Genomic DNA, 22,284 nt, shown 5'->3' with positions numbered 1-22,284 from the left:
TCCCTTTATGTCGTGTTTATTCGTTCAGCAACCCTCATCACCGCGCTTCTAGCCCGGGGATTGGCTGCAATCTCCTTTCCGCCCGGGCGTATCGCCTTGCCTACCAGGCGCAATTTGGGGCGGCTTAAAAGCTGCACTTCCTTTGCCCGCAGTGGCAATTCCTTTGGCAAAATGTCTGGATTCGACAACTCACGCATGAAACGTTTCACAATCCGGTCCTCCAGCGAGTGAAAGCTGATGGCAACGAGGCGACCGCCAGAGCTCAGGATTTCCACGCATTGTGGCAATGCCAGCGACAGCTTCTCAAGCTCCTGATTGAGATAAATCCGGATAGCCTGAAAAGTCCGCGTCGCCGGATTCTGTTTACTTTCGCGCGCGCGCGCGGGCATGGCCGCTGCCACGATGGCGGAAAGCTGATCTGTTGCGACGATGGGCTGCCGCGCTCTAGCCTTAACAATCGCTCTTGCAATCTGCTTAGCAAACCGCTCTTCGCCATAATTTCTTATCACCTCTCCCAAGTGAGCTTCTGAAACGGAAGCAATCCATTCCGCTGCTGTCTGCCCCTGGCTCGTGTCCATGCGCATATCGAGCGCCCCTCCCAGCCGGAAACTGAAACCACGCTGCGCGTCTTCAAGCTGCGGCGAAGACACTCCCAAATCCAGCAATATCCCATCCACGCGGTCTACGTTCAACTGGCGTAAAACCTCCTTTATCCTCGAAAAACTATCATGGATCATTCTAAAACGCGCATCGTCGAAAGCTTGCCCGACCTCCCATGCCGCCGGATCCCTGTCGAACGCTATAAGCCTCCCGCTCTCTCCCAGTCGCTCCAGAATCAAGCGGCTATGCCCGCCTCGACCGAAAGTGCCATCCACGTACGTCCCCCCGGGCTTGACCGCCAGCGCATCCACCGCCTCCTGCAGCAAAACCGTGGTGTGTATGTAAGCGGCAACCACAGCATTACAGCGAAAAACCGTCGAGTTCCACCGGAATACCGTCTTTGAAAGCCAGGGCATTCTCGATTTGCAGATTCCATTTTTCATCGTCCCACAATTCGAATTTTGCGCCCTGTCCCACTAAAACAACCTCTTTGCTCAATCCGGCAAATTCGCGCAAGGGCGGCGGCACCAAAATGCGGCCCGAACTATCCATTTCCACGTCGCTGGCGTTGCCGACAAGAAGACGTTGGAGACTGCGCGTTTGTGGATTAAAGCTGGAAAGACTGTTGAGTTTTTGCTCTATAGGTTCCCACGCAGGCTGGGGATAAATCAGCAGGCACCTTGAAGGGTCGGCAGTAATAATCAAATGACCGGCGCAAAGGGAGACAAGCCCCTCGCGGTATTTCGCCGGCACTGCGAGCCTACCCTTGTTATCCAGGCTAATAGGTGTGCCACCGCGAAACATTTTCGCCCCTTAAGAAACATGCCCCCTTCTACTTCCGGAGGGAAACCGTTAAGGTTTCCTCCCACTTTTACCCACTTTTTCCCACTGTAGTTAAAAAAAATAGCAAAGTCAAGGAACAAACGGGGCTGACTATAGAGCGAATATTTAAATCAAAAGCGGTGGAGAAGTCTGATCAGGCGAAATATCCATGAAGATGAAGGGGATATGAAGAAATCGGATTAAGGGCGGCGAAACACCGTCGATATATGGGAGTAATAAGGGTTGCCGGAAACTGAAAGATTGGGCATGTCGTTCACCCGGGAAACTTTTCAGGAAATGAAAATTGAGAAGCGGTACGTGCGCCGTTCGGCCTGATCGGACGCAGATATTGAACCCTTTTGCTGAAGGTTCTCGGGATTTTCCCTCATCCATCGCGAATTTTGATCCGGCAAACGCTCGCAGACTGAAGACGATGTTGCACAGGCGCAGGCTGCACGATTTGCTCGGCAGCGCCGCCGCCATTCATAAAGTGGGCCGCTTACTTCACCACTTTGGAGAGGCGCTGTGGGATTGTCGTCGCGCAAAGACGTATATGCACCCAAAGCGTGACGACACAACCGGCCTTGGGAACGGCCGTTTCCGCATTCTCGGCAGCGATGGCGCGTTTGCGTATGAAACCTTTGCCGAGCCGGTGGATGATGAAAAGGCGGCCCATGAAGCCGCGGGTGCAAAGGGTCGGGCGTGGGTCGATGATCAATAGCAGACCCCGGCATGTGCTAATCATGCGTATAGCCCTCTCCACCACGGGAAAAACAGCCAAGTCCGGATTTTGCTGTTAATTTCCTCCTGCCCGACCGTGACGAACGGTTTTTGTGTCAGGGTTAACAACGTGGTTAACGTCAGTAGTGGCGGTAGATGCTTCGCCCTGCTTCCTGTCCGGATACTTTCGTTCCTGCCAGGTTTCGTTATGCTCGGGTGGAAAACGCCGATCAGGCGCAGGACTGATCCATCTACATCAGTTTGAGGATCTGGTCTCGAGCCGCAGGGTTGACTCTAGCGCAATCCGAGAAAACTCAAAACAGCAAGAAGGATAACTATGAAGCCTACCCACCAGATTATATTGTTCATGGCATTTCCTTAAACGGGTTTAATCAATCAAAATCAAATAAGCACGCCGTAGCTGCTGTCTGTTATCAATTCTTCCCTTCCTGGCGCTTATTTTCTGTACGCCATATCACATAAGAGCAGTATCAGGATTTCTGCAGACCCAAAAGTTGTTGTTCCGAGTTAAAAAATGGAAACAGGGGGCGAAATTGGCGGCGCTGTCCCGTGAAGGACGGCTATGTGCGACAGCGTACGGTTTCGCCCCTGCCCAAATGCAAAGATATAAACGAGTCATTACTGAACGGGTGTAAATGCTCAGGCACTCGTTAAACGATGGAAAAGCGAGTCGGCACCTGTCGCTAGAGGTAACAGCATGAATACAGATCACTTTGTGCTTTCCGGAGTTAAGGTACTGGTTATAGATGACGAACCGGAGGCACGGGCGCTAACGAAACTGGTACTCACTCTTTATCATGCCGATGTGATTGCGGCAGGCAATGCTGTCGAAGGATTGGAACAGGTGCAGATGCACAGGCCCGACGTTATCGTGAGCGACATCGCGATGCCACAGACGGACGGCTACCAATTTATGCGCCAACTAAGGAACCTGCCGGCGCACAACGGAGGACAAACCCCAGCCGTTGCACTCACCGCATTCGGCCGTCAGGAAGACCGGGCAAAGGCCCTGGACGCCGGTTTTCAAGGGCATCTTTCCAAACCTTTTGAATTGCAGGCATTGATCGATGCAATTTCGAGTGTGACAAGACAGCTATTTCGTAACTAACGTTATCGTTGCTGCCGGATGATCTTTTTGGGCAACAGGAAGGATTGAACTTGTTTTGCAGACAGGCTCGAAGAATGCGCGCTGTACGGAGAACAAGTTAATCCGGTCAAGCCCATGAGCTCCGTATCCGGAATAAAATCCTGCTCTTTGAATCAAGGACGAACCCGTTCTCTGAAATTAAGCTGGAAGTACACTAGAATTTGATAGTTGCATTACGATCGCAAGGATCGAATACGGTATCTTCCAAGTGATTTGCCGATTATCGCAGCGCAGCGTTCGAGATGAAGGGTGGGATTGCCGCAATTAAAATATTGAGGAGGAACCATGACAAAAGCTAACCCGATTCAAGTGCAAAAGTTTTTATCCGGCATGGATTACCCGGCGAGCAAGGAAGAAATTGTGGATCACGCCAAGTCCAAAGGGGCTGATAAAAATATAATGCAAACGCTGGAGCAACTGCCGGACGAAAGCTTCGAGACCCCCGCCGACGTCAGCAAGGCGATTGGCGAGATTGACTAGTTTCCGGGTATAGGGGATATGAAGTCCGCTTTGACCGAGGGGGAGGATTGGAACCAGCACCAGGGATGACACAAGCGGCAGGAGTGCTTACTCCCCGTAGACTTGACGCCAGCTTACCTGCTTAGCGTGCCGCGTAAAATCGCCGTTCTCCAGGCCAAGGCGCTGGGGGATTTTATTGTCACCTTACCTGCACTGGGGGCGATAAAAGAAACCTATCCAAATGCCGAGCTGGTCTTGCTTGCAAAGCCGTGGGTAAAGGAATTCCTCGCCAGGCGGCCGTCAGTGATCGACCGGGTTATTAACGTCCCGGCCCTCGCCGGCGTCAATGATCCGGTTGAAACAAAAGGCCGTGTAAACAATGCCAATTCGGGCAGCGGGGGTCCGGTTGAGGTTGAACTGTTTTACGAAGCCATGCAGGCGGAAAAATTTGACGTTATCATGCACCTGCAAGGCGATGGCAAAGCAGTCAATCCTTTCATTAACAAGCTCGGCGCTGGCCTCACGGTAGGCATGGGTAACCCGAAGGCAGAACCTATCGATCGCTTTATTCCTTACGTACATTACCAAAGTGAAGTCCTCCGCAATCTGGAAATTGCCGCGTTAATAGGGGCTTGCACCACCAGGCTCGAACCTCATCTCGAGGTGACGGAAACAGATGAGCAGGAAACTGCCTTCCTTAAAGAGATCATTAAGGACAAGCGCTATGTCGTGATCCACGCGGGTGCCGATGACACCCGGCGACTTTGGCCAGCCGGCAAATTTGCCAATGTAGCCGACAGCCTGATTGAGCGAGGATATGAAGTTGTCCTGACAGGGACGCCGAAAGAAGAAAAGATTATTGCAAGCGTCATGCAGGCGATGAATCGTGCCGCCATTCCCTGCACCTCAATGAAGCTTGGCGGCCTTGCGGCCCTCTTGCAGAAGAGCGAACTGGTCATCAGCAATGACACGGGACCGCTTCATTTGGCACAAGCAGTTGGCTCACCGACGGTCGGTATTTTCTGGGCGCCGAATATGCTTAACTGGGGACCGCTTAACCGGAACCGTCATCGCCTTGCCATCAGCTGGCAGCTTGAATGTCCTCAATGCGGCGTCAAACCTGTTTCCCCATGGCCTTTTCAACCGGTTGTGTCCGGCTGCGATCACCCATACTCGTTTGTCGAAAGCGTATCCGCCGGAGAAGTACTTGAACTGGCCTCGGAATTGCTACCACCCGCAAAAAACTAGGGTCCCTCCATGCTCTATCGAACGTTTTCTACAAAACGACCGATGGCCAGTTGCCAGTCCCTTCCAAATCGCTTTATGCCGAAGCGCTGATTTGCATAATGCCTGGCGTTTTGACTCAGTTCTTTGGCATGTCCGGGGTTATCGATCAGATAGCGCATCCGCTCGATAAGCTTGTCTGCATCCGTTTCCACATAACCGGTTTTACCGTTTTCAACCGCCGTCACCATCTCGGTTGTAGCAAGTCCTACCATTGGTAATCCGGCCATCATCGCTTCACAGACTGACAGGCCCAGACTCGTATAGCGAATCGGATTAAAGAAGAAACGGTATTTCGCGACAAAAGCCGGCAGCTTGTCATGAGGCACTTCGCCCAGGCCACCCAGTTCAGTTGCCCCCATCCCTACCAGATCCAGGGGTATCTGCTCACGAATTTTCTCGAATACATCCAGGCCCAACCGCCGTCCCCGTTTCCGGATATTATTCACCACCACGACCCCCTTGGGATACTCCCCTGTATAGATCACGTCGTCCGGCACTATCACTCCGTGGTCGATGACGATTGCCGGGGTCCGGTTGTTGTCCCACATCAGTCGGTTAAAGTCGGTCACGTGAACCAGTAGCATGGCCGGATCGTCAACCCAGTGTTTGGTGTTGGTAGGGTGTTCCTGCGGCGGGTCATGTTCGAGATAGATTTTTGGCAAGCGGCGCTGAGCCTCGGATAATATCTCGTACTGGTCAACTTCGTAATTCTTGCGATGCTGGAACAGTATTGCGTCCAGTTCCAGATCCTTCACCTCGTCCACGGGAACATCGTGCACATTTTCTCCCCAGGCAAAACCAGGTGCGCGGCCACCATAGCCCTCGCCCTCTCCTTTTGGCAGATAAAATTCAAAGGGTGCCTGCGTGAGGTAGTAAAGATAATTACCGTGAATATGCCAGGTAAGAACGCGGAGTTTTCTCTGAGTTATGGGTTTCTCCTTTCATTTTCCAGTACTGCCCTGGTTGCCGAGATAGCCGCTTCAGGCGTCGCGGCAGCTTTTCCTGCCACAACCCTGTGGCGAACCTGATCAAGCGGGCCCCAGATCAAGGGATCGGTTGTCGTAAAGACGATCACGCTGGGCGCGTCAACCGCTACCGCCAAATGCGCAACGCCGGTGTCATTAGAAACAACTGCTCTGCTGCCTTTTATCAGCGCCGCAAGCGACCCGATATCGGTTTTACCCGCGAGATCAATCGCCGTCCCTGTCATCGCCTGCATGACTGCTTGTGTCAGCGGTTTTTCCTGAACGGTACCCGTCAAAACCACTTTCAAGCCCTGCTGGATGCAACTGTCCGCCACTGCCGAGAAATGCTCAGCCGGCCAGGGCGTCGCGGAAATAGCACCCGGATGCAAACAGACGTAAGGCTTGCCGCTGATGGACGTGTATTCTTCCAAAGCCTGTAGCCTTTGATGGTCCGCCTCGAATAACGGAAATTCCATGGCAATGTCCGACTGACCCATGCCAAGAAACTCCAGCAGGCTAGGGCCTTTATTCAGCTCGGCTTGCCGGGCGGGATACTGCATGAAAAAATCCCGATTAGGCCAGTATGTTTCCTGACTCGCAAATCCGGCCAGTATCCGGGCACCGAAAAGGGATACGATGATATTTGACATCGTGCCTTTGCCATGCATTTGCAAGACGAGGTCGTATTTTCGCTGCTGCATGTCGCTCAGAAACCCTGTAACCGCTTCGGCGCTAAACGAGGACTCCCGCAACCCCGGAAAACCGGGAAATTCGACAAACTCATCGATATAATGATTGTAGCGCTTTGCAAGCGCCCTATTCCAGGGTAAGCCGACATAATCGATGCTGGCTTGTGGAAAAGCCTGCCGGACAGTTTTCAATACCGGAGTAAACAACAGGAAATCGCCTAACTTCAACGCTCTGAAAATGGCAATTTTTTTTATTGGCAGATCGCTTAGCTGAGCCATATCGTTCCTGCTGATATACCCTTTATTGTCTTCTACTGTCCCGCGGTATTGCGAACAGTATACATAAAAGACAAGACACTATTTCTGCAAGCGTTTTTCCGATTTACCTGATTGATGTTTTCGCCACCACCTTTATCAAGCAAGAAGATATTATCTAGTTGTCATCAGTGGGCTTAATCGTATCCAGTAGGATGGATGGAGTGAAACGTAACCCATCAAGCGACAGATGGATTACGGCTTCGCCTCCACCATCCTGCGAGCTACTGCTGCCAGGTTCCGCTAGCATGACGTGTCATATTTGTTCGCCCGCCAAGAAAGGAGACTTTATGTTTATTACCAGTCCAGTATTTCACGATCGTACTAATGTCCCAACGCTGCATACTTGCAACGGAGAGAATATCAGTCCTGCCCTCGAGTTTCGGGAGTTGCCCGCCAAGACCAAAAGCCTTGTTCTTATCGTGGAAGATCACAATGCAACGCCGGGTCCCTGGATCCACTGGCTCGTTTTTAATATTCCCCCAACGACAACATCTGTACCAGCCGGTCATATTCCTGAGGGAGGCACAGAAGGCATCGCGAATGGCGGTACCCACGGATACGAAGGACCTTGCCCCAAATACTTCAGCGGCATCCACCATTACCACTTCCAGTTGTTTGCCCTCGATACGATGCTTGACCTGCCTCCCACCGCCGATAAAACGCAGGTGGCCGCGAGCTTGCAGGATCACATTATCGATTCTGCAACGCTTGTCGGCCTGTGTGAAGGAACAAAAGCGGGAGCGTAAGCTTCCTGTAGATACATTCATACAGCGGAACGTTCTGTCCCGGGATGTTCCGCTTTGGCGCGTCCTTTATCGCTGCCATAGGATCGGAAACAAAGATAACTTTATTGGACCTCTACTCAATAGAACAATTTACTTCCGTCGCGACTGTGTCTTTCCGTACAGAGATTTCAGAAACCACGCCTAATAATACTTCCTTCTGGCCGTACCTTCTCTATCAAGTAGCTATCGACATCGATAACTGTTGATAAACGATCATGCTTTCCCTGAACCGCTTCTTAAAAGGAGAAAAATCATGATACACGCGGAAGACTCAACGAGCGCAGACCGCGTTCGTCACTCAACAGCGCCCCATGTGAACCGCGAAATAGATCGACAAACAAATAGCAACATCCGGCGTTACGCCAACAGTAGCGAGGAAGTCATCAATAGACGCATCGGGGAACTCGACAAAGAGTGGGACGTTGAGCGCGCGCTTGAAGTCAACGCCTCGACACTCGCCTTGACCGGTCTTTTGCTTGGCGTAACGGTCAACAGGAAATGGCTGGCGTTACCGGCGGTTGTACTGTCATTCCTGCTCCAGCACGGGCTTCAGGGATGGTGCCCGCCAGTACCTCTATTGCGTCGCTCTGGCGTACGTACGCGGAGTGAAATCGACAGGGAAAAATATGAGCTAAAGGCGTTGCTTGAGGGAAGGTAATTCCGGGCAGAGAAAAAGGGATTAGAAAGGGGGCTCTCTAATGATCGGGGGGCGTTTGAATTCGTCTGGTAACTCTTAGAATCATCCAAGTAACTTGAGATATTCCCCGGCAAAAAGACCGATAGAGGCCAATATCATCAATAACGCCTGCATGACGGGTTGCTCGAGCATGGGTTGGTAAGCGCCTTCGTCGATCGCATCTATTCTGCTGATGGTTTCATTTTCTAAGCTGTTATTCAAGCAGTTATTCACACATATCACCCGCACGCTCTTTTTGACGCAAAGCCTAAGTTCGTTTGCCTCGTGCCGAAGCACGAAGCCCGAAAAGAAGAGAAGTGAGATGGCTGCGCCGAAAGTAATGCCTTTGCTGAGCGGGAATTCCTGGTTATCGAAATAGGTGATCTTGGCAAACAGCATCAGCATAATGCAAAGCATTGGATAATAAATAAGCTTGTCAACCGCCCGGGTTCTTTCAGCTACCAGCGGAACCATATCTTTAAGCGACGGGAGCCCAGCAATATCAGGGCTTTGAACAGTGAGCAGCGGATGTTGTGTACGCAGCTTTTTGATCCAGTAAAAATTCAGTCTCACTGTATCGAGTATGAAAAAGAGCAAAAGCATGATTACGGTAAAGCCCAGTACTCCTGTCACGCGAGCCATTTCGAACCAGGAAATCCAATCGGTAGCGGTAGGGCCTCGCCCCGGTAATGGCCAAGGCGGCAGCAGGTAAGCAAGCAGGGTTTCGATGATGGCAAAGATCAGCCATATTCCCACGACTCGTACTATGCGAGGGCCAAACCGGCCATACTTCTTATATTGTTTCCATAATTCTCTTTCATGATTTACTTGACTGGAAGGACTACTCCAGCTGTCCGCCTCCATCCAATGTTTGATTGAAATATTATTCTTAAGCTTCTCTATTTTCTCTATTACTATTAGATAAACTGTTGCCAAAATCGCAAGGATTGTAAAGCAAGGCCAAAAGGAAAAACCTGACGGATCGACATCATTCCATGCATAAACGGTAACCGATACTGTGAGAACAACGAATAAGCGCCATTCCCTTCTCAGACCTCTTAACCACAGCCCCAAGCTATGCAGCCGACTTCTTACCAGCGATTCGCATCGGTTAGAGCGAACACGCAAGTGTGAGAGGCGATTTCGAAAGTACCGTACGTTCAGCCGGCAAAAATTCCCCTCAAGCTCGCCAATGGTTTGAACAAAAAAAACGCCCGCTAAAAAAACCGCAAGGATTTCGATAAATAGCGTAGGCCAGAGACTCACGCCATCAGTAAAGCTGAAGGGCTCTCTTGATTCGTTTGTGCTAAAGAAATCTGTGCCAAAGCCGAAGGCAATGGCGAACATTAAGGACGTAAAGAGGAACAGGAATGCAGTGAATCGGTCGGACCAGGGGCGTATAGCCCAGTGAAACCCTATAAGGGAAGCTGCAATTAGGGCCAGGAGCGTCAGCTGTTCAGCGGTATTTTCCTGAGTGTTATTGGGAGGATGGTAATCTAGAGGGTTATTTTTTTCCGCTGTACCCAAGCTGACAAAACCGTTTCGACCGACTTCAAAAATCCGGGGAAAGGTTTTTTCTGATTCTTCGATTCCTTTTGCATCGCCTGCAGCAATGCTGAGAATGCGGTAAAAGATATTGGTCTGCTGGCTGTCCCGAAAGGGAGGAAACTGATCCTGGTGTTGCCAAAAGCGCGTTTTTTCATCTTCGTTTTTATCATCTCTGTTTTTATCGTCTTTGGTTTCTTCTCGAAGCAGCAGATCAAAGTGCGAGGCGACAATCAGGTTTCTGATGGACCGCCAATGCTTCCGGTGAAGCATCTGCGCATCCAGCTCGGTTGTAAAAACCAGAATATGGGGCATTTCTGCGCGCAAAGCCTCAAGTATCAGAAGTTTGTCATGAAAATCACTGCCGAAAATGCCCACGGCTTTTATCCCGCTGTCGCGTTTCTTCAGATCTATATCATGGTGAGGAGCTTTAATTTGTCCTGCCAAGCGATGAAAGTAATCCAGTTGGTTGGGGCCGATAGGTAGCGGTGGCGAATTATGCAGATCGATAGCAGGACGGCGATCAGCCTCATTGGCGGCTGCCTGATTTTCATTTTTATCTTGTTTATGGATTATTTGCTGATAGGCAGCCGCGCCTTTTAGATAGAAAACGTTTCTTATTTCACAAGCACCGCTTTCGGCATTATCAGTCCTGTTTTCCGCATTATGAATAGGCGTCTTCGTGCTGGATTCAGGTTTACATTTGTCAAAAGATTCACTGAAAGTTTTACGAAAGTCGCGCGACAGATTGCGAGCGTTCTGTGAATCGTGTTCAGTAATAATCAATACTTCTTCAGGTTCTTTAATATTGCGTAGCTTTAGCTCCTTCGCTAGTTTTTTAGTAAGCGCCTTGCCTGAGGCTGTGTCTGAGCCGGCCGGCTTGACGATTTTGATATTATCATTTTGATTATTTTTATTAATATCCTTAATTTCTTCTCTTATCTCGTCGGAGCGGTCCTGATCAAGGATGTTGTTCAAATCATAAATATAGAAGTTATTTTTAATTATCTCTTTTTCTCCGAGCAGATTTTTTGACATAACCCGGAACCTATTATCATCAATAAATATTTCACTATTCATCCAGACCACAATAACGTCGGATTTACCTAGGGCTAACTCATCTTGGGATTCACGGGAGTAATGCTCCCAGCGCACATCATATTCTTGGTTTCCGCTGTTCTCTTGACTGGAGCAAAAGTGCAAATGGCCTGCCTCTAAAGAGTGATGGCCGCGCGCCAGGGGGCGATAGCCCGGCTTTAAGGGGCGATAGCCTGATTCTATTAGTCCTGCAATTACCGCGTATCGATGCCTGGTTCGAAGCTCCCTATTTTCCAGCGTATCGGGCCGAACTTTTAACAACGGGGCCAATATTTTTACGGGATTTTCAGTAGCTTTTATTTCCTCGATTAACTGTTTTTTGCAGTAACCTTTAGATTTGTCTTCCTTCGGCTCAGGGGGATCGAAGGCAAAAGTATCCTCCCAAAAGCGGCTTTCATAAGCGTGTCCGGTAGTACTCGGGGTTTGACGTTCAACGTCTGGATAAAAGGGACGGGATCTCTCGAGTGGGCGGTTATGCCAGATCAAGAATCCAAATATGACGAGTAATGCTAACCCCGCGAGGGGTTCTTTTACCGGAGGCATCATCCTGCTATAACCCCCCTGAGTTATTGTTAGGTGTTATTTCACAGCGACAGGATCAAGCGGCAAATTTGATAATTTTCTATTTCTGTAATGACATTAGTTTTTGAACCGAGCGGTGATGTTATTTAAAACAAGGGAGGTACGCCTCCACCATTGCTGAAGATCCGGCAATAACCCCTGTCGAACGTATTGTCCAATCCTTGCCTTCGTAATCCACCGCTTTGCCCCCTGATGCCCTGACCATACAAACACCCGCTACCATATCTGCTAGTTTGGTCGAGGGGCGGAAAAACAGGTCGAGGCGTCCTGTAGCAACGGCTGCGAGAGATAGCACGGGCGCACCGAACACCTTTACTGCGCGCGCTTGTTCCAATACGCGAGAAAGTTGCTTAAGTGTCTGATGACGCGTGGCGATTTTCGACGAAAAATCGAGGCTGATAACGGCCTTTGCGGGGTCGGTCTGGCTGCTTACTCGTGCAACTTCTCCGTTTACTCTTGTTTGCCCGCCTTCTTGAGCACTGTACAAGGTGGAGTGAATGGGATCGTAGATGACGCCGAGAACAGGTTTACCATTGCGAAGAAGCCCAATCGAAACGGCAAGAAGCGGAGGATATCCGTTCATATTTTCTGTTCCGTCAAGCGGATCGACCATCCATTGATCGCCTTCTTCGGCAATATCTCCACCTTCTTCTTCCCCATAAAAACTGCAGGAGTGGATTTTTAGTAGCTGTTCTTTTAGTAGCTGTTCAGACTCCCTGTCGGCGCTGGTTACTACCTGGCGCCCCGACTTAAATTCGTGGGCCACACCTTCAGAGTAGTGCGCTTTGATAATGTTTCCTGCGTTTCTTGCAATTTTTTCTATTTCTTCAATAAAAAAGAATTGTTCGTCGTCAGGAGTTTTGAACTTCAAGTTATCCATGGGAGGAAGTTGGCCCAAGATCGAATGTTTCGGGATCGCTTATCTGGCAAGGAAACAGAATGATCGCCATTTGCGCGAAAGCGAGTATCCAACGGCGGTGAATCACCGTCATCAGTTTTAGCTGGATTCCGGGTCAGGCCGGAATGAAGGAATTCAAGGTATCTCCCGGTCAAGCCCGAATAACGGAACTCACCGTCTTTCTTGGCAAGCAAGTAATGTGGATAGAGGGGATAAGCAAATTTTTTAAGTATGAACGCCCCGTCCTTTTGCTCATAACGCCAACTCTTTCGGAATATCGAATTTTCTGTTTGTTACCGTGGTTGGCACTTCCTGGTGATAGGCTCCCGATGGGATAAGGCCGCACCCACCGTAGCGCTTCATGACTCTCAGCTGTGCAAGGACGTCTTCGCCAGCATGCTCCATCGGTACTTCCTTCCAGAATTTAAAACCGCCCGTTTCTCGCAGCTTTTGAGCGTCGTACAGCACGCAGCCCCCAACCCAGGCAACCTTGTATTTTTTTTGTGCGTCGGGGGCGAGCTGTAGCCTTTCCTGGATATGAAGAATATTGGCTGCATTATGGAGGGCGTGGCGCTGCCAACTGATATCCAGCGGAGTAACAAGCTCCGGCTCTACCGGCCCCTCCCATAGCTCGATCGCCTGCTGCTCGGGCCGGTAATCATTCCGGTATGAAAGTCCTATGACTGCTTGCCCTACAAATCCAATCTCCTCCTCTCTTTGCGCCCGCAGCATATTCTGGATAACAAAAGGCTCCAGCAAAACGTCATCATCAAGATATAGGCAGTACCGGGACTCTACAAGGTCCAGTAAAAATTGACGCTGCTGTGCCAGGCCGCGGGGCGGCGAGTTGGTCAGTTGCTGCACCTGATGCCCTTTTTTTTCCAGCAAGCGAATAGCGGTCTGGACTGAAGCATCGAGATAAACAGACGCATCGCTCTGGTCGGAAATAATGACAGAGAAATCCGGGCAGTGCTGAAAACAAAGCCCTGTCAGTGTGACCGCAAGTGCGCTGGGCCGATTATATGAGGGAATGAGTACAGTAATTTCTGTGCGCATCATTTAACGTTTTCATGTTGATGTCGGGAGCAAATATTGTATTCGTCAAACCCGGAGAACCCGCTACCCGATGGGATGGACGGCATGACGCGGTTGCCTGCGGCTGCGCTCCACGTCAAGCGCGTGGCGCCAGATAGGTGCTTTCCTGACAGGGAAACAAGCTCGGTTACAGCGGCCACAATCCCCTCCGGGGAAGCCCTCGGGGTTGAGGGTCCATGAAAAGACTGAAGCAGCCGGTTTTTTGTCCGCAGCTTTGACGGTACCTCAAAATAAAGCACTTGATTTGCCACCTGCCAGGGTGTGTGCTGAGGGTTCGTCATGGCGTAGAGCACGACGACTGGTGTCCCTACGGCGGCAGCGATATGAACCGGCCCTGTATTATTCGAGACTAAAACCGGGGCCGCGGCAATCAGCGCAATCAGTTCCGCAATGGATAGCTCGCCTGCGGCATTCATGGCAACACCGCCGAGCTGGCGCGAAATTTCGCCCACGTAATCTCGCTCACTGCCACTTCCGGTGAGTACGATCCTGTAGCCTTGTTTGATGAGCGACCGGCAAGCGCTTATGTAATCGCTGGCTGGATAAAGCCGCTTCTCCTCACTGACCCCTGCGTGCAGCACCAGCCAGGGCTCATCCGCGCGAATGCCAGAGGAGACTAACAAGTCCGATATTTTGTCCGATACGTTTTGCCGGCCCTCCTTTGGGATCTCCAGCAAAAGCTTTGTATTCGAGGTCTTCGCTCCGGCCATGCCGACCAGCCGAAGTTGCCGTTCAACTTCGTGGATTACATAATCGAGAGGTTCTTTATCGGGCACCCACTGGGCGATAAGCTGGTAGGGATTTTCACGGCAGTAACCTAGAACTTTCCTGATGCCTGCCAGGTAGCACAGCATGGCGGCTGGTAGCGGGTTCTGACTGTAAACTGTGAAGATTACGGCTGCGTCGAATTCCCGGCTTCTCAACTCATTCGCCAGGGCCAGTAACTGTTGCTCTCCCCTGATTTCATTCGTCTTTACCCAGGGAACATCAAACGTGATGGTTTCATCCACTTCCGGAATAAACGGAGCGATCGATGACCCCGCGCCCGATGTCAGCAGAGTTGCTTTCCTGCCTTGAATTCCTTCTTTAAGCGCCCGGATAGCCGGCTGACTCATCAGCACGTCACCCATGTTGTCCAGCCGGATACAGAGTATATTCTTGCAGCTTTTCCAGGCCTCAGAGAACATTGCTTGTTTCCTGATTACGCAACTTGTTTATCGAGGCTTTTAATCCTGGTAATGATGTTTGTTGTCGATCGATCCTGTACAAAAGGCATGATCTCGACTTTTCCGCCATAGCGCAGGACAACAGGGGCTTCAGGGAGATTGTCGAGGGTATAGTCACCGCCTTTCACATACACATCTGGCCGAATGACGTCCAGAAGACTTATCGGCGTGTCTTCCTCGAACGACGTTATGAGCGTCACAGACTCCAGCCCGGACAGTATGCGAATACGTTCGTGCAGATTATTGATGGGCCGATTGCTCCCTTTCAGGCGTTTAATGCTGGCATCGGAGTTGAGGCCTAAAATCAGGATATCGCCCAGTGCCCGCGCCTGCTCCAGATAAGTAACATGTCCGCTGTGAAGCAGGTCGAAGCAACCGTTCGTAAACACCATGCGCTTGCCTTCTTTTCTGAAAATATCAACATGACTCTTCAATTCCTGCCAGTCGTGAATATATTTGCTGCTACTTCCAAAATATTGGCTCAGTTCGTTCTGCGTGCAGGTAGCGGTGCCTGATTTTTGCAGTATGACTACAGCAGCAGACTTGGCAATCTCGCCTGCGACTTCAATGGATGCGCCGCTGGCCAGCGCAAGCGTAAGCGCGCCGACATAGGTGTCACCAGCTCCGGCTGCCCTGGTATTCTCGACGGGTTTCGAGAACGTGCGGTAAGGCTCCCTGCCGTGCTGGAACAGCATCGCCCCTTCAATATCAATTGTGGCCGCAACATATCGTGCACCGGTTTTTTCAAGCAGCCTCCGCCCATGGAGTTTGACCTGCTCGGACCGGTGACCAATCACTGCCGGCTCCGTAATCGCAAGCAGCGTAACAAGTTCCTGGTAATTCGGCTTCGCAACCGTGGCCCCAACGCGGCTATATTTGTCGAGTGACTTCGCATCAATCACCAGAATATTCTCTTTTTTACGCTGCAAGACGCCAAGCACGGCAATGATCTCGTCTGTCACAATGCCATAGCCATAATCAGAGACAACGACGGCATCGACCTCATGAAACTTTTCTTTCAACGTGGCTATCATCTGCTTCTCATGCAAGCCGCATATCGCTTCCGTCGTACCGGTGTCAAAGCGCACGAGCAGTTGATTACCGGCAGCCACGCGTTGTTTGGTTAGGGTCCGTCGGGTCTGGTCGCATATAATCAGCGAAATGTCGAGTCCATGGCGAACGAGAGCCTCTTTTAATAGCTCCGCCTCGTGATCGCACCCTACGACGGATAGATAATGAACCCCGGCCCCTAATTGAGCCAGATTCACCGCCGTATTGGCCGCCCCCCCCGGCACTGCCTTGACATCCTTGATATCGACGATCGGAACGGGAGCCTCCCTGCAAATACGATTAGCCGATCCGTCCAGGTAAACATCGAGCATTGCATCTCCAATCACCAGTACATTCAAGCCGCTAAAACGATTAATCGTGGCAAGATACTCGCTATTCATACTGTCTCCTTCCATGACGGACGTTAACATTACGCGCAACTATCAGCGGATTCGAGAGGGCGGCTGGGCGAGCGGCTGATACTCAGCAGTGAAAGACGGCATCCGGTCGTACCGCGCAGGCGCTGACGCTGGTGCCGGCTTCGTGGCAAATGATGTCCGCCGCTTCGGTCAAATCCCTGACTGTATACAAAGGTTGTCGATAGGCACTCCTTATCCATTCGGTTTCATTGCCATTATCGATATGGATGGTCCGGCAGCCAGCGCGATTGCCCGCTTCGACATCATTCAAAATATCGCCGATCATCCACGAGATTTGCGGATCGAACCCATGGTCCCTTGCTGCCCGTAAAATCATTCCTGGCATTGGTTTGCGGCATTCGCAGTCGTCGTCCGGCCCATGCGGACAGTAATAAAAGGCATCTATTTTTACGCCGTAAGGTGCCAGCAATGTCTGAATCCGCCGGTTAACCGGAAGGAGATGTTTTTCTTCAAACAAGCCTCTGGCGACGCCGGATTGATTGGAAATGACGATCAGTTGATAACCGGCATTTTTCATACGCCAGAGCGCACGGCCCGCACCCATCGTAAGCCGGACATTTTTCGGATCGACGTTGTACGGCACATCGTGAATAAGCGTACCATCCTTATCGATAAAGACCGCCCTGCGCCCTTCTATCCGCTCTACGGCCACGACGTCTCCCTCATTGGCAGCACCATTACCTCCGGAATCACTGTTTCGTCCGGCTGCGTCAGGACAAAGTGCACCGTTTCAGCCACATTTTTGGGGTCCTGGAGAACATTCGGATCGGTATCGGGGAACCGTTCCATGATAAAGGGGGTACGCATCCCGCCGGCAACCACGGCGGTGACTTTTATGTTGTCCCGCCGGCCTTCCGCATGCAAGGCGTGGCTAAAGCCAAGCAGTCCCCACTTGCTGGCATGGTAGGCGGTTGCCTCCGTCCAGACCCGCTTGGCCGCCGTCGAGGTAATGTTGACGATATGACCCTTGCCCCGATGCTTCAGGAGCGGATAAACCGCTTTTGATAGCAGGAAAGGGCCGCGTAGATTCACATCCAACACGCGGTTCCAATCAGCGACACTGATATCTTCAATGGAAAGCGTTACATCCGTTCCGGCATTATTTATCAGTACATCAATTCGTCCGTGTTCCGCCATGATGTTGTCCACAGTTTGCCTGACATCATCCTCGCTACGGACGTCGAGCACATAGGAGTAAGCGGCGCCGCCCGCGTCCTTAATGGCATGGGCCACGTTTTTCACGTGATCTTCCTTGATATCACAAGCACAGACAATGGCCCCCGCTGCGCCCAGCGTATTCGCAATAGCCTCCCCCAATCCCTGGCCTGCCCCGGTAACAATGATTACTTTACCGGTCACACTTCGTTGATTCATGCCTTATTTTCCTCTTATCAGCGGTTTTCCCAGACAGGCCGGCCATCTGGAACTGACTTATCGACCATTCTTCCGTTATCTGAATGACATTCTGGTCGTCTGCCATGATTTGCTGCTCAATCAGGTGGCTCAGCACATGGAGAACATGCAACTGCACCTCCTGAATGCGTGACGTCTCGTTTGAAGGAACGATGATGTTGATATCAGTCAACTCGCCGGCGGCACCTCCCTCTTTACCGAGCAGGCCGATACAAAACATTTCTCTTTTACGGGCCGCCCGGATTGCCTTGAGCAGGTTGGGCGACTGGCCACTTGAGCTTATAACGACCAGAACGTCGCCGGGTTGCCCGTACGCCTCAACCTGCCTGGCGAACACCTCTTCAAAGGTAAAATCATTGGCCCAGGCGGTCACAAATGCGGTATCGGCGGTCAGCGCCATCACCGGTAGACCACGGCGTCCGGTAGCCTCAAACCGGCCGACGAGTTCGGCTGCAAAATGTTGCGCTTCTGCCGCACTGCCGCCATTACCGCAAACCAAAACTTTTCCTCCGCGAGCAAGCGAGCGGTAAATTGCCTGGGCCGAGTCGAGGGTCGCGAGTCTGATTTTCCGCCTCGACTTTTCAATAGTTTCGATTAATGCCTCGAAGGAATCATCAATGTACGATAGAGAGTCATCCTCGTCTTCGGCCCGCAAGGGACTCTGAGTGGCAATTCGCTCATACATATTGGCCGTCAGGTGCGTCGCCTTCATCCATGTATAGCTTTCATTGACATGACGAATAGCATTTTCCTTGAAGTACATCATCAGCTTGTTACTACTTAGCAGTTCAATGATGCGCCGGCCCAGCAGGACAGGGTCGTTCGGGGGCACGAGAAAGCCGGTCTTGCCATCCACAATGGTAGACTTGATCCCACCGACATTTGACCCGATGACCGGGGTCCCGCAGGCCATGGATTCAAGCGGAGTAATTCCGAACGGTTCATACCAGGGAGTAGTCGTAAATACGTCGGCTGCGCTGTAGTAATAGTGCAGCATGTCGCGGGTACGCCGTCCGACAAACGTCACCAGGTCACTCACGCCCTCCGCTTTGGCCAATTTCTGCAGACGGCCAATTTCTGGTGTTATGCCGGGATCGGGCTCATCGGATTCGCCTCCCACGATTAACAGCCGGGCTTCGAAATTATGCTTGCTGCGCATATATCCAAGCGCCTTTATGACGTTATCGACGCCTTTTCGCGGCACCATGCGCCCGAGTTGCAGGATAATTTTTTCCTTGGGATCAAGTTTCAATGCCATCCGGACGAACAGCTTATCAAGTGGATAAATCTCGTCCGGCCGGAAGCCGTTCGGAATAACAGTAATTTTTCCGGGATCGGCTTGGTAGAGGTTGATCAGGTCGTCCCGATCCTGCGGGCACAAGGCTACGATCTGGTCTGCCTCTGCTACCACCCGCTCTTCGATGGCAAAACCTTCATCAGGGAACCAGTCATTCCTTCCCTGATGAATTCTGCGCACTCTTGCCAGCGCGTGAAAGGTGACGATGAAAGGAATACCCAGCTTTTGCTTGATATCCGCCGCAACCAGCGCAGACATAAAGAAGTGGGCATGAATAAGCTTGTAGCGGTTATTTTCCGCTTTAATAAAGCGCAGCATGTCCTTTGTAAAAGCCGTCATATAAGGGAGCAGCTTTTCTTTGGGAATAAATGTTACGGGACCGGCTTCCACATGAATGATGCGTATGCCGTCCCGCCAGTTGAGGGTTTTTGGCAGGCGCCGGTCGTCCCAGCGGGTGAAGATGTCGATTTCATAGCCTAAAGCTGCAAGATGCCGTGCTAATTCGGCTACCGCAATGTTTTGTCCGCCGGTATCTGCGCCTCCAATGGCTGCTATCGGTGAGGCGTGTTCGCTTATAAGGGCAATTCTCTTCTTCATTCTTTCCCCTGTACTGAAGCCAGCCACCTTGGCTAGAAGTAGAAGCAACCCGAATTTTTTATCTCGTAAAGCCGTCCCGGTTGTACGCACCTGTGTGCGCCCACACTATCGGAAGGCATGAAAAATACCCACGCCTCCCGCTTGCAGATCAGCCTGCTGAATTAAGAATAGCCCAATCTTCTCAAATGTCAATTTGAGTGGACCGCTTCAATAAAAAAAGTAATCGAAGAAATAGAAAGGTGCTTAAGTATCAACCTGAAAATGTCGAGGGTTACTTTGTGGTCGTACCCTCTCTACTGCATTTTTGCCCATAAAGTACACGCACAAGAGCTCATTTTCGCAATGCCGATACCACTCCGGGCACGCTCTCTATTAACGCCAGAACCCGCCGCAGCTGTACCAGATCGGTAATTTTCAGCGTGAACTGCATGGTTGCGGTAGTGTCCCGGCTTTGACTCCGAGTGGCAGCGACATCGATTTTTTCGCGCGACAAGATGTTTGAAACATCACGCAGCAGTCCCTGTCTGTCCTGCGCCTGGATTTCGATATCAACGGGATAACGTGCCCCCTTGGATAAATCCCACTCCGCGGAGATGAGACGCGCACTGCTTTCTCCCGATAATCGGGAGAGGTTGGCGCACTCCTCGCGGTGTATCGTAATACCCCGTCCGCGTGTAACAAAACCGATGATGGGGTCCGGCGGGGCAGGTTTGCAACACCTCGCCAATACCGTTAGCAATTTGTCGACGCCGACGACAAGTATGCCGCCCTCGGATTGCGAGTCAGCTTTCCTACCTGCCGGCAATTCCGGCGCTAGCGGAGCTGACGCAGCAGGCTCCGTCTCGCCGCTCAAAACCGCCCCTAGCTGGCGGCTGTTGATCTCGCCCCGAGCCATAGCGATCAGGAAGGCGTCGAGCTTTGGGAATTTGAACTCAGCAGCCAATTTATCCAGGCTCATCGCCGTCATGCCATGACGCTGCAGTTCCTTTTCCACCATTGCCCGGCCTTGCGCCAGCGACGCTTCGCGTTCCTGGCTGCTAAACCATTGCCTGACCTTGGATCGTGCACGAGGACTTTTTAGATAGCCCAATACGGGATTGAGCCAATCGCGGCTTGGGCCGCCCTGTTTGGCAGAAATGATTTCCACCCGTTGCGCATTTCGCAGCGTATAGTCAAGCGGGACCATGATGCCGTCAACTTTCGCACCACGGCAGCGGTGGCCAAGATCGCTGTGCACGTGGTAAGCAAAATCCACCGGCGTTGCGCCCTTCGGTAAGGCTATTACCCTGCCTTGCGGAGTCAGCACATAGACGGAGTCCTCGAACAACGCCAGTTTGAAATGCTCAGCTAGTTCGCCTGCATCCGCTACATCATCCTTCCATTCCAGAATCTGCCTTAGCCAGGCTATTTTTTCTTCATACCTGGCATCGCGTTTCGCCCCTTCTTTGTAGCGCCAGTGCGCGGCAACGCCCATTTCCGAGTGCCGATGCATTTCATGCGTCCGGATTTGCACCTCAATCACCTTGCCTTCGGGACCATGGACGGCAGTGTGAAGCGAACGGTAATCATTGCCCTTGGGCCGCGCAATGTAGTCGTCGAACTCTCTCGGTATCGGCACCCACAGGTTATGCACCACGCCCAGGGCGGCATAGCAATCCTTTACGTCATTCACAAGAATGCGTACCGCACGCGCATCATGGATTTCCTTGAAGTCCACGCCCTTGCGTTTCATTTTTTTGTGGATACTGTATATGTGCTTTGGACGTCCTGTAACTTCTGCCTTGATTCCCGTTCGCTGCAACTCGCCCTGCAATTTATCCACCACCAGGGCAATATACTGTTCCCGGACGCGGCGCGTATCCTCGAGCAATGTTGCGATTTTTTTATAGCGTTCAGGCTCCAGGATTCGAAACGAAAAATCTTCCAGTTCCCACTTCACTTGCCATAGCCCCAGGCGATTCGCCAGTGGCGCGAATACATCCAAGGTCTCGTGCGCAATCGCGGTTCTTTCCGAAATGCCACTCGCAACGGCATAGCGCATCGTTTGCAAACGATCGGCCAGCGCGAGGATGACAACGCGAATGTCTTCCACCATTGCCAGCAACATTTTGCGCAGTGCCTCGACCTGAGAACTACGGTCAGTCACATCGCCAACAGCTCCCGCACCCATCGTTTTGATGCGGCCCATGCGTGCCATTCCTTCCACCAGGTGAGCGACGGTGGGACCGAAAGCAGCTTGCAGCTTTATTTCGTATTCATCCAGATGGTCCGCTGTAGCAGAAAGGATGCCTGCTGCCAACGTATCGCAATCCACCCGCAGCGATGCCAGGATCGAGGCGACACCCCGTATATGCACACTGATCAGCTCGCCGGTGGGCAGGGATAGGTCGGCATAAAGCGGTTGGGAAAAATTCAGTGCCTGGCGCAGGATTTCAATTTCGCCGGGCGAAAAGATAGGCCCGACAGCTTCCAGCCAGGAGACGGCATCCCATCTGCCCGCATCGGAAGAAGCCACCGTGAACCTTTGGCCTTGTAGCTTATCGTTCATTTTATG

The 22,284-nt window shown here is 51.6% G+C and carries 19 protein-coding genes; 5 read left to right on the top strand and 14 right to left on the bottom strand.

Annotated elements, in window-relative coordinates; genetic code table 11:
• Nucleotides 1-5: 5 nt before the first annotated feature.
• The 3 genes from rsmH to BMZ14_RS15285 form a co-directional block, all read right to left on the bottom strand.
• Nucleotides 6-941 carry a 16S rRNA (cytosine(1402)-N(4))-methyltransferase RsmH gene (rsmH, locus tag BMZ14_RS09050; protein WP_256208538.1) on the bottom strand — a complete coding sequence of 312 codons (936 nt, stop codon included), beginning with the start codon at nucleotides 939-941 and terminating at the stop codon, nucleotides 6-8.
• A 19-nt stretch (nucleotides 942-960) separates the two neighbouring features.
• The gene (gene mraZ / locus BMZ14_RS09045) at nucleotides 961-1,404 is read right to left on the bottom strand and encodes a division/cell wall cluster transcriptional repressor MraZ (protein WP_074796900.1); all 444 of its coding nucleotides are present in this window, start codon (nucleotides 1,402-1,404) and stop codon (nucleotides 961-963) included.
• A 517-nt stretch (nucleotides 1,405-1,921) separates the two neighbouring features.
• Nucleotides 1,922-2,167 (bottom strand): hypothetical protein, encoded by a 246-nt coding sequence (locus BMZ14_RS15285; protein WP_218145005.1) that lies wholly within the window; start codon nucleotides 2,165-2,167, stop codon nucleotides 1,922-1,924.
• Between the two features lie 693 nt (nucleotides 2,168-2,860).
• Between BMZ14_RS15285 and BMZ14_RS09035 the strand changes: the two genes are divergently transcribed.
• The 3 genes from BMZ14_RS09035 to BMZ14_RS09025 all read left to right on the top strand — a co-directional run bounded on the left by BMZ14_RS09035 (nucleotide 2,861) and on the right by BMZ14_RS09025 (nucleotide 5,017).
• Nucleotides 2,861-3,271, top strand: a complete 411-nt coding sequence (locus BMZ14_RS09035; protein WP_074796896.1) for a response regulator — start codon at nucleotides 2,861-2,863, stop codon at nucleotides 3,269-3,271.
• A gap of 324 nt (nucleotides 3,272-3,595) precedes the next feature.
• Nucleotides 3,596-3,790, top strand: coding sequence for a DUF2795 domain-containing protein (locus tag BMZ14_RS09030; protein ID WP_074796894.1), 195 nt, complete (start codon nucleotides 3,596-3,598; stop codon nucleotides 3,788-3,790).
• A gap of 102 nt (nucleotides 3,791-3,892) precedes the next feature.
• A complete protein-coding gene (locus BMZ14_RS09025; RefSeq protein ID WP_074796893.1) occupies nucleotides 3,893-5,017 on the top strand; it encodes a glycosyltransferase family 9 protein in 1,125 nt (374 codons plus the stop codon).
• A 14-nt stretch (nucleotides 5,018-5,031) separates the two neighbouring features.
• Here the strand turns inward: BMZ14_RS09025 and BMZ14_RS09020 are convergent, their stop codons facing one another.
• A complete protein-coding gene (locus BMZ14_RS09020; RefSeq protein WP_256208526.1) occupies nucleotides 5,032-5,835 on the bottom strand; it encodes a glycosyltransferase family 4 protein in 804 nt (267 codons plus the stop codon).
• A 146-nt stretch (nucleotides 5,836-5,981) separates the two neighbouring features.
• On the bottom strand, nucleotides 5,982-6,989 hold the full coding sequence (locus tag BMZ14_RS09015) for a glycosyltransferase family 9 protein (RefSeq protein WP_074796889.1): 1,008 nt from the start codon (nucleotides 6,987-6,989) through the stop codon (nucleotides 5,982-5,984).
• A gap of 326 nt (nucleotides 6,990-7,315) precedes the next feature.
• Here BMZ14_RS09015 and BMZ14_RS09010 point away from each other — a divergent pair, with 326 nt between their 5' ends.
• The gene (locus tag BMZ14_RS09010) at nucleotides 7,316-7,774 is read left to right on the top strand and encodes a YbhB/YbcL family Raf kinase inhibitor-like protein (protein ID WP_074796887.1); all 459 of its coding nucleotides are present in this window, start codon (nucleotides 7,316-7,318) and stop codon (nucleotides 7,772-7,774) included.
• Nucleotides 7,775-8,066: 292 nt separating this feature from the next.
• On the top strand, nucleotides 8,067-8,471 hold the full coding sequence (locus BMZ14_RS09005; protein WP_074796885.1) for a hypothetical protein: 405 nt from the start codon (nucleotides 8,067-8,069) through the stop codon (nucleotides 8,469-8,471).
• Between the two features lie 81 nt (nucleotides 8,472-8,552).
• Here BMZ14_RS09005 and BMZ14_RS09000 read toward each other — a convergent pair whose 3' ends face one another.
• From BMZ14_RS09000 to BMZ14_RS08960, 9 genes are all read right to left on the bottom strand, one after another.
• Complete coding sequence (locus tag BMZ14_RS09000; protein ID WP_218145004.1) at nucleotides 8,553-11,618, bottom strand: MFS transporter; 3,066 nt, start codon at nucleotides 11,616-11,618, stop codon at nucleotides 8,553-8,555.
• Between the two features lie 178 nt (nucleotides 11,619-11,796).
• Nucleotides 11,797-12,594, bottom strand: a complete 798-nt coding sequence (locus BMZ14_RS08995) for an inositol monophosphatase family protein (RefSeq protein ID WP_074796881.1) — start codon at nucleotides 12,592-12,594, stop codon at nucleotides 11,797-11,799.
• Nucleotides 12,595-12,864: 270 nt separating this feature from the next.
• Nucleotides 12,865-13,671: a glycosyltransferase family 2 protein gene (locus BMZ14_RS08990; RefSeq protein WP_074796879.1), complete on the bottom strand. Its 807-nt coding sequence runs from the start codon at nucleotides 13,669-13,671 to the stop codon at nucleotides 12,865-12,867.
• Nucleotides 13,668-14,894: a glycosyltransferase family 9 protein gene (locus tag BMZ14_RS08985; RefSeq protein ID WP_083396730.1), complete on the bottom strand. Its 1,227-nt coding sequence runs from the start codon at nucleotides 14,892-14,894 to the stop codon at nucleotides 13,668-13,670. Before BMZ14_RS08985 ends, BMZ14_RS08990 begins: the two co-directional genes overlap by 4 nt.
• A gap of 14 nt (nucleotides 14,895-14,908) precedes the next feature.
• Nucleotides 14,909-16,384, bottom strand: coding sequence for a D-glycero-beta-D-manno-heptose 1-phosphate adenylyltransferase (gene rfaE2 / locus BMZ14_RS08980; protein WP_074796877.1), 1,476 nt, complete (start codon nucleotides 16,382-16,384; stop codon nucleotides 14,909-14,911).
• A gap of 82 nt (nucleotides 16,385-16,466) precedes the next feature.
• Entirely contained in the window at nucleotides 16,467-17,075 is a 609-nt protein-coding gene (locus BMZ14_RS08975; protein WP_218145003.1) for a D-glycero-alpha-D-manno-heptose-1,7-bisphosphate 7-phosphatase, read from the bottom strand.
• Nucleotides 17,066-17,797 carry an SDR family oxidoreductase gene (locus BMZ14_RS08970; protein WP_074796875.1) on the bottom strand — a complete coding sequence of 244 codons (732 nt, stop codon included), beginning with the start codon at nucleotides 17,795-17,797 and terminating at the stop codon, nucleotides 17,066-17,068. Before BMZ14_RS08970 ends, BMZ14_RS08975 begins: the two co-directional genes overlap by 10 nt.
• The gene (locus BMZ14_RS08965) at nucleotides 17,772-19,730 is read right to left on the bottom strand and encodes a glycosyltransferase (RefSeq protein WP_074796873.1); all 1,959 of its coding nucleotides are present in this window, start codon (nucleotides 19,728-19,730) and stop codon (nucleotides 17,772-17,774) included. Before BMZ14_RS08965 ends, BMZ14_RS08970 begins: the two co-directional genes overlap by 26 nt.
• 331 nt (nucleotides 19,731-20,061) lie before the next feature.
• A complete protein-coding gene (locus BMZ14_RS08960) occupies nucleotides 20,062-22,278 on the bottom strand; it encodes a RelA/SpoT family protein (protein ID WP_074796871.1) in 2,217 nt (738 codons plus the stop codon).
• Nucleotides 22,279-22,284 lie beyond the last annotated feature (6 nt).

The organism is Nitrosospira briensis (genome assembly GCF_900115125.1).
In the GTDB taxonomy this organism is placed as follows: Bacteria; Pseudomonadota; Gammaproteobacteria; order Burkholderiales; family Nitrosomonadaceae; genus Nitrosospira; species Nitrosospira briensis_A.
Note: the sequence above shows the minus strand (reverse complement) of the source record. Positions and strands in the feature narration are given on the sequence as shown.

What these genes read in the sequence shown, in the direction of transcription:
- BMZ14_RS08990 (WP_074796879.1), bottom strand. Translation starts at nt 13,671, where the DNA reads ATGATGCGCACAGAAATTACTGTACTCATTCCCTCATATAATCGGCCC.
- BMZ14_RS09010 (WP_074796887.1), top strand. Translation starts at nt 7,316, where the DNA reads ATGTTTATTACCAGTCCAGTATTTCACGATCGTACTAATGTCCCAACG.
- BMZ14_RS09035 (WP_074796896.1), top strand. Translation starts at nt 2,861, where the DNA reads ATGAATACAGATCACTTTGTGCTTTCCGGAGTTAAGGTACTGGTTATA.
- BMZ14_RS08985 (WP_083396730.1), bottom strand. Translation starts at nt 14,894, where the DNA reads ATGTTCTCTGAGGCCTGGAAAAGCTGCAAGAATATACTCTGTATCCGG.
- BMZ14_RS08960 (WP_074796871.1), bottom strand. Translation starts at nt 22,278, where the DNA reads ATGAACGATAAGCTACAAGGCCAAAGGTTCACGGTGGCTTCTTCCGAT.
- BMZ14_RS09005 (WP_074796885.1), top strand. Translation starts at nt 8,067, where the DNA reads ATGATACACGCGGAAGACTCAACGAGCGCAGACCGCGTTCGTCACTCA.
- BMZ14_RS09015 (WP_074796889.1), bottom strand. Translation starts at nt 6,989, where the DNA reads ATGGCTCAGCTAAGCGATCTGCCAATAAAAAAAATTGCCATTTTCAGA.
- BMZ14_RS08965 (WP_074796873.1), bottom strand. Translation starts at nt 19,730, where the DNA reads ATGAAGAAGAGAATTGCCCTTATAAGCGAACACGCCTCACCGATAGCA.
- BMZ14_RS15285 (WP_218145005.1), bottom strand. Translation starts at nt 2,167, where the DNA reads ATGATTAGCACATGCCGGGGTCTGCTATTGATCATCGACCCACGCCCG.
- BMZ14_RS09030 (WP_074796894.1), top strand. Translation starts at nt 3,596, where the DNA reads ATGACAAAAGCTAACCCGATTCAAGTGCAAAAGTTTTTATCCGGCATG.
- rfaE2 (WP_074796877.1), bottom strand. Translation starts at nt 16,384, where the DNA reads ATGAATAGCGAGTATCTTGCCACGATTAATCGTTTTAGCGGCTTGAAT.
- BMZ14_RS08995 (WP_074796881.1), bottom strand. Translation starts at nt 12,594, where the DNA reads ATGGATAACTTGAAGTTCAAAACTCCTGACGACGAACAATTCTTTTTT.
- BMZ14_RS08970 (WP_074796875.1), bottom strand. Translation starts at nt 17,797, where the DNA reads ATGAATCAACGAAGTGTGACCGGTAAAGTAATCATTGTTACCGGGGCA.
- mraZ (WP_074796900.1), bottom strand. Translation starts at nt 1,404, where the DNA reads ATGTTTCGCGGTGGCACACCTATTAGCCTGGATAACAAGGGTAGGCTC.